Raw genomic sequence first — 15103 nt, 5'->3', positions numbered from 1 at the left:
TATAATATAAATGAGGTGACAACATGCCCATTACGAATCGATTTTCTACCACCACTAACGGTGCACTCGCTATTACAGGAAACACTTTAGGCTTAAGTAAAATTAGTAATCAAAACCGTGCTGGTACAATCGGGGCAATTGGTGCATTCGTAACTACGAATACCGCTTTACAAGTAACTACTTTTCCTGCTGGTACAACGTTAAACTATACACAAAATAGTTCTACCGCTATTTTGAATATCCCTGCTGGCAGTACTATTCTTTACGCAGAACTCGTTTGGGGCGGAAACTACTTATCTCGTGATCAAAACATTACGAGTGTATTAGGAAACCCCGTTTCTTTTACAACACCTGTGTCAACATACTCAATTACCCCTTCAGCTGTTACAGCTTCAAATCAAACATTCGTTTCTGGATCTGTCACATTTGGATTTTATACACGATCAGCAGACGTAACAACTCTTATTCAAGCTGGAGGTTCTGGTTCTTATACTACGGGAGCTGTCCCTGGACTTGTAGATCCCATAGATGCTTCTAATGGAACAATTAATTCGGCTGGATGGACGCTTATCGTCGCTTACCAAAACGGGACATTACCTGCAAGAAACTTAACAATTTATGTAGCTGGTAACCGTGTTTCTGCAGAAACTGGTAGTGCCGATGTATCTGTTTCAGGATTTTTAACACCTTCAGGAGGACCTGTAAGCGGGAGATTATTTTTAAGTTCTACAGAAGGAGATGCTGATTTAACCGGGGATCAAGCTTTATTTGGACCAAATTTCAGTTCATTAAATGCTTTATCTGGACCAAACAATGCTATAAATAATTTCTTCGGTTCTCAAATTAATAATGCCGCAGGAAACTTAGATACAACAGGGACATTTGGAACGCGAAATCAGAGTGCCTCTACAAGTACAAATATCTCCGCTGGAAGACAAGGATGGGACATTACTTCCATTGATATTTCTCCTTATTTAACAAATTCCCAAGTATCTGCCTCAATTCGTTTAACTACTAACGGGGATGCATATATGTTAAATACAGTCGGTTTACAAATCAATATAAACTCACCTAATATACAAGCAACTAAAAGCGTGAATAAAAGTGTCGCTACAATTGGAGATATTCTAACCTATACAGTTACTGTTCCTAACACCGGGCTTCTTCCTGCAAATAACGTTACTTTTACAGATGTTCTCCCTAACGGTACTTCCTTTATACCTGGAAGCGTAACGATAGATAACGTACCACAAACAAACGCAAATCCGGTCGCCGGTATATCTCTGGGGACAATTAATAATGGCTCTTCTCGTACAGTAGCTTTCCAAGCGACTGTCGTTTCTCTTCCAAGTCAAAATCCTATCTCTAACACTGCGAATATTACATTTCAATATACACCGATTGCCGGAGGAACGACTTTTAACGGTCTTGCAACAAGTAACTCTGCAGGAACACAAATTAACCTCGCAGATATTAATGGCACAAAATCAGTTAACAAACTTTTTACCGATATTGGTGAAACATTAACTTACAGTATTGCCTTAGCTAATATAGGAAATATCGCTGCAACTAATGTTATATATACAGATCCGATTCCTAGCGGGACTACTTTCATTCCAGGGAGTGTAACTGTTAACGGAGTTACTCAAGCTGGAGCAAATCCCGCTAATGGTATATCAATTGGATCTATTGCTGCAAATTCTACTACTACTATTTCCTTTCAAGTATTCGTTCCTTCTATCCCCCAAACAAATCCAATATTAAATAGTGGTACAACAACATATCAATACATTCCTGTACCAAATCAGCCGGCAGTAAGTGGAACTGATACGACAAATATTGTCTCCACTCAAGTGAATAATGCTACTGTAACAATGACAAAAGCAGTAGATAAAAACTATGCAGATATTGGCGATACACTGACTTACACTGTTGCCTTTACAGGAACAGGTAATACGAATGCGAACAATGTTATTTTTACAGATGTCATTCCTACAGGAACAACTTTTGTCCTAAACAGTTTAACAATAGATGGTATGACACAAGTTGGAGCAAATCCGGCTAACGGTGTGAACATAGGATCCATCCCAACTGGTACGACTAAAAACGTTTCATTTCAAGTAGTAGTAAGCACAATACCCGCGTCAAATGTCGTATCTAATGGATCAAGCGCTTCTTATCAGTACACCGTCAATCCTAGCCAATCACCCGTTACGAAAAACATTTCTTCTAATCTCGCTTCCACTCAAATTAACAATGCGAATTTAACATTAACAAAATCTACAAATAAACAATTTGCCACAATTGGCGAAACTATAAGTTATACAATCCTTATTACAAACAGTGGAAATACGGCCGCTAATAATGTTCAACTAACAGATCCACTTCCAAATGGAACAATCTTAACATTAGGTTCTGTAACGCTCAACGGCGTTTTGCAAAATGTAGATTCTCTCGTTGCCTTACCTATCGGCACAATTCCTAGCGGAGCTACTTTCACCTTATCCTTCCAAGTTACAGTCATTAACATTACTGCACAAAACCCTATCATTAATAACGCTTTTTCCTCTTATATTTACACTGTAAATCCAAGCCTGCCACCAACTTCAAAAACAGCAAATTCTAATTCTGTTACATCAACAATTAGACTAGCAAATCTTCATGCTAGTAAATCTGTAAGTCAAACGTTTGCGGAAGTTGGAGATGTATTAACTTACACCTTTGCTCTTACAAACGATGGAAATGTTGCGGCGAACAATGTATTACTATCCGATTCCATTGCGAATGGCACTTCCTTTGTACCGAACAGTGTTATAGTTAACGGTGTTACTCAACCGGGCGCAACACCAGCTAGCATCAATATTGGTAGCATCAATGCTAATACTACAATTACAGCTTCATTCCAAATATTAATAACTAGTATTCCAAATCCTAATCCTATTTTGAATAGCGCTTCCATCTCCTATAACTTTATCGTTGATCCAAACGCTTCTCCTGTAAGTACAAACACAACTACAAACACTACATTTATCCAAGTTAATGATGCAAATGTAATTTCGGCAAAAACAGTGGATCGAGTGTTCGCTACTGTTGGAGATATATTAACTTATACCGTTTCTTTAACTAATACAGGAAGCGTTTCTGCTGATAATCCTACTTTCATAGATATAAATCCAGATGGTACTACCTTTATTCCAAATACTTTTCTTATTAATGGCGTTTTGCAAAACAATGCAGATCCAAATATCGGTGTCCTGTTACCTTCTATTCCTGCTAGCGGATTAATTACCGTTTCTTATCAAGTAACTGTCACTGCTTTACCAGCCCAAAATCCAACAACTAATTCATCGAGTACACAGTATAGTTTCGTTTTAAATCCAGGTGATCCACCAATTATAGAAACATCTTTAAGTAATACTGTAAGTACACAAATTAATTTAGCAAATGTAGTTATTGTCAAAGAGGTAGATTTAACTATTGCCGATGTCGGGCAACCAATCACATATACAATTTCCTTAGCTAACCTTGGCAATACTACAGCAAACAATGTTGTTGTTACCGATATAATCCCTTCCGGCACCACTATCGTACCAAATAGTATTTTTATAGGTGGCGCTTTACAGCTAGGTGCAGACCCAAGTAACGGCCTTCAAGTCGGCTCCATTCCTACTGGTGGTTTTACAACGATTGTTTTTCAAATAAGTGCAAATGGGCTACCTTTACCAAATCCAATTCAAAATAGCGCTGCACTTCAATATAGCTTTATCGCCGATCCGAGTTTACCTGCTGTTATTAGAAACGCTGCTAGCAATATAGTAACTACACAAATTAATACTGCTAATATTGTTGCTACAAAACTAACAAGCACAAATTTCGCTGATGTTGGTGATGTCATATTATATGCGACTATTTTAACAAATAACGGGAATATCCCTGCTTCTAATGTAACGTTTACAGATATCATTCCAGCGGGTACCCTCTTCATTCCTAATACTGTAACGATTAACAATGTCCCTATAGCAAATGCAAATCCTGCTAACGGTATTTTGATCGGTACGATCGGGGCGAATTCATCACGTACCGTTTCATTCCAGGTTTTTGTACCAAATATCCCTGCGGTAAATCCGATTACAAATCAATCAAGCACTACATTCCAATACACGTACGATCCATCCAAACCAACCGTAATGCAGATGGTGGCCTCTAACACTGTACAGACAACTATTAATAACGCCTCAATTGCCGCTACAAAATCTGCAGATAAACAGTTTGCTAACGTAAATGATATTATTACGTACACGACTACTTTAACGAATAGTGGGAACATCCTTGCATCAAATGTAATATTTACAGATGTAATTCCAAATGGGACATCGTTTATTCCTAATAGTGTAACAGTAAATGGCAATACACTCCCTAATGTAAATCCAGCAAACGGAATTGCAATTGATCCAATCAATCCGAATGCAAATACGATAATTTCGTTCCAAGTTCAAGTAAATTCTATCCCGAATCCGAATCCAATCCCGAATCAAAGTAATACAGCGTACCAATATGTCGTAAATCCTAACTTACCTCCAGCATCCGCCAGTGCGCTAAGTAATCTAATAACAACTCAAATTAATAACGCTACAATTGTTGCTACTAAGTCAGTGAATACACCAACAGCTGCAATTGGAGACATCGTTACCTATACGATTGCAGTAACAAATACAGGAAACATCCCTGCTAGTGCAACTGTTTTAACGGATGGACTTGGACCAGGTGCATCCTTCGTCCCAAATTCCGTTACGATAAATAACGTTTCACAACCTGGATTAGACCCTTCATTAGGTATTCATTTAGACGATATTTCACCAGGAGGAACTACTTTTATTACATTCCAAGTAAAAATTCTTGAGATTCCTCCTAGCGGTACTTTAACGAATAACGCCCTTGTAAATTATGAATATACAGTGAATCCAAACCAAACACCTGCTGTTGGAAGCACTGTAACAAACACGACTGCTACCCCTATTATTGACGCTACTCTAGTTTTAAATAAAAATGCGAGTACAACTTTCGCTACGATTGGTGATACGATTACATTCACTTCATCTGTTACAAACACAGGAAACACTACTGCGAACAACATTGTTTTTACAGATACAATTCCAAACGGTACTGCCTTTGTCCCAAATAGCTTTAAAATAAACGGTGTAACCGTCCCGAATGCAAATCCACAAAACGGTATCAATATTGGTAACTTGAATTCAAATGCATCGATTACACTCAGTTTTCAAGTAAACATTACAACGCTTCCAAACCCTAATCCAATTCCGAACAAATCATCGCTTCAATATAGTTTTATTGTTGATATAAATGAACCACCTGTTTCACGAACAGTTCAATCTAATAAAACCTTTACACAAGTAAATACGGCTTCCGTTATCGCAACAAAAACTGCAAGCAGTGCATTTGCTGCTGTCGGAGATACACTTACGTATACAACTACTCTCACTAATAGCGGAAATACTACCGCAAACACACCTATTTTTATCGATATATTACCACCTGAACTTTCATTCGTGCCTGATAGCGTACAAATTAATACCATCCCACAACTTGGATTTAGGCCAGATAGCGGGATTCCTTTAGACCCAATTCCAGTTGGAGGAACGACAACAATTAGCTTTCAAGCTATCGTTGGCTCAATTCCAGCTATAAATCCAACATTGAACCAATCTAGCACAACATACTCTATCATTGTTGATCCTACCCAGCCGCCAGTGACAGAAACAGCTACAAGTAATCCAACTTTAGTTCAAATTAACGAAGCGATTATTCAAGCAACGAAAAGTGTGGATCGAATATTTTCTGACGTAGCACCTGGAAATTCATTTTTAACGTATACTGTTTTATTAGAAAATATAGGGAACACGACTGCTACTAATATCATTTTTACAGATCCAATTCCGAATAATACAGTCTTTATAGAAGATAGCGTTCGAGTAGGTGGCGTTTTATTACCTGGAGTAAATCCAGCGAATGGGATACCAATTGGAGATATTATTGCAGGAGATTTTATAAACGTCACCTTCCGCGTGCAAGTAGTTAGTATTCCAAATCCAATTTTCACAATTGGGCCTGGGGGACCAAACTCACCGGTTGTAAACGGTGCTTCCATCGATTACCAATTTATGACAGGACCTAATTTACCACTCGTTTCACGAAGTACAACATCCAATTCTGTTTCGACACAAATAAATTCCGGGGAAATTGCACTTGTTAAATCTGTAGATAAAACTTTCGCAACAATCGGGGATACAATCTCTTATACAATTACATTAAATAACCCTGGAAATGTCACTTCACAAAATATAATTTTCACGGATATTTTGCCTGATGGAACGACATTTATTTCCGGGACTCTTACAAGCGATTCTGGTACACAGCAAATTGGAAATCCAGCTAGCGGGATACAGATTGAAAATATAAATCCAGGTGGAACGGCCGTTATTACTCTCAACGTACTTGTTACAAACATTCCAAGTATAAATCCAATTTCTAATTTTAGTTCTGTACAATTTGCACATGTGGTCGATCCTAGTCAACCTGCCGTATCACAAACGAATGTATCTAATGCGGTTTCGACAACTATTAACAGTGCGATATTAACAACCCAAAAAAGTGTTGATAAATCTATTATTTCCGTCGGTGATACACTTACGTATACAACGACTATTACGAATACAGGAAATACACCCGCTACAAATATAACTTTTACAAGCGCGATTCCTCCTAGTACTACTTTTGTACCAGATTCGGTCACAATAAATGGCATCCAGCAGCCCGGTGCGCAACCAGCACTTGGAGTAAATATACCAAATATCGCCCCTGGCGAAACAGTAACTGTTACTTTCCAAGTAAATGTTATTTCTGTTCCCCCTTCAAGTTCAATTATGGGTAATGACACAATTTTATACTCTTATACTATTGATCCAAACGGAACTCCTGCGACAACTTCTACTTCAACGAATATTGTTACAAACCCTGTACTAGATGCTATGATAACGATGGTAAAATCGGTCGATCAAACGCTCGTAACGCTAGGTGATACCATAACCTATACGACAATTTTAACGAATAACGGTAATACAAATGCGACAAATATCACCTTTACTGATCTCATACCAGATGGTACAACGTTTATTACTGATAGCGTTACAATAAATGGCACCACACAAATTGGTCTTAATCCTAATACAGGTATAACGATTGGATCAATTGCTCCTAACAGCTCAATATCTATAGCATTTCAAGTGACCGCTACTTCTACACCAGTTCAAAATCCTATTGCAAATTCCGCTACTGCTTCGTACACATTCATCGCTGATCCAAATGCACCGATTGTTTCAAGAAATGTTACTTCAAATACAACGTTTACTACAATTAATACAGCTACCATTCTTTCATTAAAACAAGTCGATAAGTCCTTTAGTCGTATTGGAGACACCCTCACCTATACTGTCGCTTTAACAAACAACGGAAACTCATCCGCACAAAATGTTATTTTCACAGATACAATGCCGAGCGGAACTACATTTATTGCAAACACATTTTCTATTAATGGAATTCCTCAAAGTGGTGCGGATCCAACGAACGGTGTAAATATTGGACCTATAACAGCTGGGACTACAGTAAATGTTTCATTCCAAGTGACCGTGACGTCATTACCAACCGAAAACCCAATTGTAAATTTCTCATCGACATCGTATCAATTGGTCTCACCACCTGAGGCAGAAACTTCGATTAGTAACCCTGTTTCAACGCTAATTAGAGAAGCCATATTATCTATGACGAAAAACGAAAGTGTATCCTATGCAGATATCGGGCAAACTGCTTTTTACACTACTTCTATTGCGAATGTAGGCAATACGGATGCAGCTAACATTGTATTCACAGATGTATTACCAAGTGGAATCACGTTTGTTCCTAACACATTAACTGTCGATGGCATTTTACAAACTGACGCGAATCCGAATACAGGTGTGTTACTTGCAGCACTTCCGCCAAATGAAATATATAGTATCGTCTTTCAAGTTACGGTTAACAGCATCCCACCTTTTAATCCCACACCGAATACAGCATCAACGACGTATGAGTTTACTGTTGATCCAAATAATCCTCCTGTTTCAAATACAGCTAATTCTAACACTACGCTTCTTCAAATAAACAACGCGACTATTATTAGTACAAAAACAGCGAATCTTACTTTTGCGGATATTGGTAATATAATAACATTTACACTTAACCTTCCTAATACAGGGAATGTGGCTGCAACTGATGTAACGATTATCGATATTCTTGATAGCAATTTAAGTTTCGTTCCAAACAGTTTCACAGTTAATGGGCAAACCATTCCAAACGCTGATTTATCTACTGGTGTAAATATTGGTTCAATTAGTGGTGGTAATACGGCAATCGTTACATTCCAAGCAACTGTTACTACACTTCCAACACTTAATCCAATTTCTAATTTTGCTTCTACCACATATCATTATGTCGTTGATCCTAGCCAGTCACCTATTACAACTTCCAATCAATCGAATACAACGACAACTCAAATTAATAGTGCTATCCTTACTGCACAAAAAAATTCAAATGCGGAAACGGTAGATATCGGGCAAGATATCGTCTACTCCGTTACAATTACAAATAGCGGCAATGTTAGTGCAACGAATGTTATTTTTACCGACCTTATTCCAGCTGGAACTTCCTTTGAACCGAATAGTTTTACACTTAACGGAATTAGCATCCCAAATGCAAATATAATTACAGGTGTTCCAATTGGTGATATCGCGCCAAACGAATCTGTCATCGTAGCATTTCATATTAATGCCAATGAAATTCCGCCTATAAATCCAATTACCAATCAAGCTAGCGTTAGTTTTCAACATATCGTTAATCCAGCTAATCCTCCAGTTTCAAAAAACATTACTTCTAATAGCGTTTCAACACAAATTGAAAGTGCTATTTTAAACACTATTAAAATAGGAGATAAAGCATTTGCAACTATTGGTGATACAATTACGTATACAACGACTATTACGAATACAGGAAATATCCCCGCTAACAATGTTGTTTTCTCAGACCCTATACCATCGTGGACACAATTTGTTGCAGGATCAGTTATTGTTGATGGAACTCCATTACCATCCGCTTCTATCATTGATGGTGTTGGCATAAATACAATAACTCCAAATCAAATCGTAACAATTGTATTCCAAGTTCAAATTGTAAGCAACCCAACAACGTTCACACCTGAACTCCAAAACTTAGGATTTGTTAACTTCCAATATAACGTAGGCAATTCATTACAGGCTCAGCCTGGCAATGTGGAAACGAACGTCTTCGTTACTTCTATTAATTCAGCAATACTTTCGGCCGTAAAAACTGCTAATACAGCCTTTGCAAATATCGGAGACACGATCACTTATACAGTTTTGATTCAAAATAGCGGCAATACAAACGCTACAAATTTAAATTTCTCAGACATTATTCCAGCTGGAACGACTTTTGTTGAAAATAGTTTTACTGTAAATGGAAGTACCATTCCAGGGGCAAATCCAAATAATGGAGTTAATATCGGAACCGTTAACGCAGACAGTTCATTAGCTGTTACGTTCCAAGTCATAGTTACAACTACTCCACCTTCAAACCCAATTACAAACGTTGCATCTATTCAATACTCATTCATTGTTGATCCGGCAGCTCCTCCTGTTACAAGCACAATAAATTCTAATAGCGCTTCAACACAAATTAATAACGCTACTGTTACAACTGTTTTAGAAGCAAATCGTTCAATTGTATCTATCGTAGATGTAATTACGTATACAGCAACATTAACGAATACTGGAAACTTCCCTGCAAATTCTGTATTACTCATTAACGGTGTTCCTGAAGGAGCATTATTCGTTCCAAATAGTGTTACGCTAAACGGGATTTCACTTCCAGATGCCAGTCCAACTCTCGGTATTCCAGTTGGTATTATCGCACCAGGTGATTCTGCTACTATTACGTTCCAATTTCTTGCAAGTTCTATTCCACCGCAAGGGGCGATTATAAATCAAGCCATTACAAGTTACACGTATATTGTCGATCCAAGTCAACCTCCAGTTACAGCAACATCCTCATCTAATACGGTTAATACAGCTGTCGTTGATGCATCGTTATCCGTAATTAAAAATACAGATTCTCTCGTACAATCTACCGAAGGTACAATCACTTACACAGTAGGCGTTCAAAATAACGGCAATACAACTGCAAATACAGTTACTTTAACAGATTTGGTCCCAGAAGGAACTGCATTTATTCCGAATAGCGTGACCATTAATGGAGTTTCAGTTCCAGGTGCCGATCCAAACGTAGGAATACCATTAAACTCCGTTGCGCCGTCAGAAATTGTCACCGTCACATTCCAAGTTATCGTTCAATCCATTCCAAGCGTGAATCCAATTTCTAATATAGCCCGTATTGACTATACTTTTATCGCCGATCCAACTGCTCCTATCATCTCTCGAACAATTACGTCTAATCCAGCTTTCACACAAATTTCGGATGCGAATGTTCTTTCTTTAAAAGCAGTCAATGCACAACAAGCAACAACAGGTGATATTTTGACTTATACGATAACACTAGAAAATACCGGAAATATTCCAGCTACTAATCTCATATTTTCAGATACTATTCCAGAAGGGACTACATTCGTAGAAAATAGTTTTACACTTAACGGAACAGCTATACTTGGTGCCAATCCAAACATAGGTGTTACTTTGCCTAACCTAGTAGCAAACGCTACTCACCTTATTTCGTTCCAAATTCTTATTAACGATTCATTCTCGCAAGATTCTATTACAAATCAATCCAATACAACATATACAATTCAACCAGATCCAAGCCAGCCGCCTATTACTGAAACATCTACAAGTAATATTGTCATTACAAATTTTGTGCAAGCACAATTGACAATTACAAAAACGTCCAATCCAATAACTGTAGATATTGGCGGAACTATACTTTATATTTCTGAAGTGAAAAATATCGGCAATGTTGACGCAATAAATATTATTTTTACAGATTCCATTCCAGCTGGGACTACATTCGTTCCCGATAGTGTCACAATTAACGGTGTCCTGCAACCAGGTGAAAATCCAGAAAATGGAATACCAATTGGAACGATTCCAGCAAACAGTTCCAAAACAATACTATTTCAAGTGCAAACAAACAATCCACCTACTGAAACCGAAATTGTAAATCAATCTTCTGTAAATTACCAATATGTAAGTATTCCTACAGCTCCACCGGTGAATCGCTCTGCAAATTCTAACATTGTTACAACATCACTTCAAAATGCAAATATTATTTCTGTTAAAAGCGCGGATGTAACTTTCGTATCAATTGGGCAAATTATTACCTACACAAATACACTACAAAATATAGGAACCATTCCAGCTAACAATACCGTGTTTATTGATAACATTCCAGAAGGTACTATATTCATTGAAGATAGCTTATCAATAAATAATGTGATTCAGCCTGGCGCGAATCCTGAAAACGGAGTAACTCTCAGCACGATACAACCAAATGAAACAGTCACTATTTCATTCCAAGTACAACTTACAAATATACCGTCCGGCAATAAAGTCATTAATATTTCAGACACTTCGTACGAATACCAAATTGACCCTAGCTCTCCGATTATTCAGCGTAGATCGTTATCAAATGCAGTAAACACGGAAGTGCGGACGGCAAATGTTAGTACAATTAAATCCGCCAATAGATCCATTACACGCATCGGTCAAATCATCACATATACAGTCGCCGTTACAAACGCTGGTACAGTACCTATTACAAATACTCTCCTAATTGACGCAATTGCAGCTGGCACCACATTCGTTCCAAATAGCATCCTTGTAGATGGCATACCAAGACCTAACGAAAATCCAATTACCGGAATCACCCTTGATATTATCCTTCCAAATAATACGATTATTGTTACGTTCCAAGTAAATGTAGTCTCTATACCTTCTCAAAATAATATTAATAATATCGCTGTTATTCACTATGAATATCAACCGGATCCAAGCTCACCACCAATTTCAGAAACGACCTCTTCCAATACTACAAATATACAATTTATTGATGCTATTCTTATCGCTACAAAATCCGCTAATAAAGTATTAGCTAACATTGATGAAACCATTGAATATACAGTATTAATCCAAAATAACGGATCGACTACAACTAACTCCATCTTTTTTACAGATACTATCGAGGATGGAACAGTATTTATTCCTGGAAGTGTAATAGTTAACAATACTATAATTCCTGCAGCAGATCCGAATATCGGCTTTTCCATTCCTAATATCGCGTCAGGTCAATCGACAACAATAACATTCCAAGTTTCCGTTACGAATTTATCTGCTGTAAATCCAACACCTAATACTGCAAACATCGTCTATGACTTTATTTTCAACCCTGACTTTGCACCAATTCAAAAATCTACTACTTCCAATACTACTTTCGTTCAAATTAATGACGCTGATATCATTTCACTGAAAACTGTTGATTTAACTTCTGTAACGATTGGTGACATTTTAACTTATACAACAACTTTAACGAATACAGGGAATACGGATGCTACTGCTGTTGTATTTACAGACAATATTCCTGATGGAACAACCTTTATAGACGGTAGCGTTTTAGTAAATAACATTCCGCAGCTTAACGCCAATCCAAGTACCGGTATACTTGTAGGAACGATTGCTCCTGATATTTCTATCCCAGTCACATTTTCTGCTACCGTCGTAGCTCTTCCAGCTAGCGGCCATGTTCAAAATCAATCAACTTCTCGTTATACAATAAATGGGGAAGAACAAATATCGACTAGTAATATTACCTTCACTGAAGTTATTTCTGCTAATGTAATTGCGACAAAAACAACACCAATCCAATACGCTGACCTACAAACTATTATCCCTTATACAATTTCCATCATAAATAACGGAAATATACAAGTGGAAAACATTATTGTTACAGATATCATTCCAGCAAATACGAGCTTTATAGAGAATAGTGTTATTGTGAATGGCAACGCTCGGCCAAATGACAATCCACTTAGCGGTATACCAATTGATAACATTCCACCTAATACGACAGCAACTATTCTATTCCAAGTCCGGGTTACTTCCATTCCGCAAACAAATCCAATCTCTAACACGAGTACAATTGAATATGAATACACGGTACCAGATAGGCCACCTATTACCGAAACTATTATTTCATCAGCTGCCGTAACAGAAATTCATCACGCGAATTTAAATAGCAATAAAGCTGTTGACCTTGCATTTGCAACGGTCGGTGATACGTTAACGTATACGATTACACTAAATCAAACTGGTAATGTTTCAGCAGATGATGTAATCATTCAAGATATTATTCCTCAAGGTACTACGTTTATAGAAAATAGTGTCATTGTAAACGGAGAAACTGTTCCGGGAGTTAATCCAGTAAGCGGCATACCAATTGGTACTATAATTGTAGGTGGAGATGCCATCGCTTCCTTCCAAGTAACTGTGACTTCTATTCCAACACCAAATGAACTCAGCAACAAAGCAATTACTACTTTTAACTATATAGTCAACCCAAATAACTTACCTGTTACAAATACGACTACAACAAATACTGTCACAACAACTGTCCAAAATGATAATGTCGTTGCCATAAAATCTGTTAATGCCACGAATGCATTACCTAGTCAAACTTTAACGTATACAATTACAATTACTAATAGCGGTAATGTAACGATTGAAGACCTTCTTGCCATAGACACCGTACCAGTAGATACAATTTTCATTACTGGCAGTGTTACGATTAACGGGATCAATCAGCCTAATGCGAATCCTGAAAATGGTATTCCATTAGGAAACCTTGCTCCTAATGAATCTGTTGTCATTACGTTCCAAGTAACAATATCTTCTTCGACTCTTCAAACTGCTATCAATAACGACGCTTCTGTTTCCTATACTGTTACCATTGATCCGAATGAACCACCTATTACAATTACAAAGCAAACAAATACCGTTACAACAACGATCGTTGATCCAATGGTGCGCATTGAGAAAAACGCTGACAAATCTTCTGTCGTTATAGGAGATATTATTACATTCACATTAGAGGTATTTAATCATTCCCCAATTCCTACAGTAAGTACTTCCGTTTTAGATATGATTCCAGCTGGTACAACATTTATAGAAAACAGTGTAACAATTAACGGTACTCCGGTTCCAAATATTCGACCAGACACTGGTATTAATATCGGTGCTTTACCTGCAGATGGAGTAGCAACTATAACATTTAAAGTTCTCGTAACTTCTATTCCTTCAAACAGTGCTATTATCAATTCTGCAACCGTTACAGCTGCTTTCCAATTGACACCACAGGATCCAATTATTATTTTCATTGTCAATTCGAATATTGTTCGTATACCAGTTCAATTTATAACGGCAGCAGTGATAAAAAATGCTTCCGTCAGCTCTGCTTATTTAAACCAATATTTTGATTATACAGTGCGTATTACGAATACTTCCGAGATTTCACTTTCAAATATTTCATTACAAGACACCATTCCAGCAGGTTTACAATTTATGAACGGTACGGTCTTCATTAATGGGGAACGCTCTCCACTAGCGAATCCGAATATCGGTTTCCTAGTCGCTACTAATTTGGAACCGAACGAAACAATTATCGTGTTATTCACAGTACAAGTGATAAGTCCACCTATTAATAATGAATTTAAAAACACGGCAAACGTTTCTTTACAACTTCAAGTCTCTCCTACCGATCCACCAATCACAGTAACTATTACAAGTAACGAAAACATCGTCACCTTCATTCCAGAAAATCCAGATGAAACACTTCCAAATTTAAATTGTTTCTTTGACGGTGAACGTTTCATACGCATTACTCCTCGAAATATACGAAATTACTTTTGGACTTGGATTTGGTGGCGTTAATCAAAAAAGAAAAAGCTTGTAGTTCGGATAATATCCAAACTACAAGC

General features: G+C 37.5%; 1 protein-coding gene. It reads left to right on the top strand.

Features of this window, described 5'->3' with window-relative positions:
• Positions 1–23 precede the first annotated feature (23 nt).
• A complete protein-coding gene (locus JFU23_RS23715; protein WP_201032816.1) occupies positions 24–15056 on the top strand; it encodes a DUF11 domain-containing protein in 15033 nt (5010 codons plus the stop codon).
• Positions 15057–15103: the final 47 nt, after the last annotated feature.

Origin of the sequence: Bacillus sp. TH50 (assembly GCF_016650565.1) — a bacterium.
GTDB lineage: Bacteria > Bacillota > Bacilli > Bacillales > Bacillaceae_G > Bacillus_A > Bacillus_A mycoides.
This window is presented reverse-complemented; position numbering and strand designations above follow the sequence as displayed.

Excerpts from the sequence above, each read along its gene's own strand:
- JFU23_RS23715 (WP_201032816.1), top strand. The coding sequence starts at position 24 with ATGCCCATTACGAATCGATTTTCTACCACCACTAACGGTGCACTCGCT.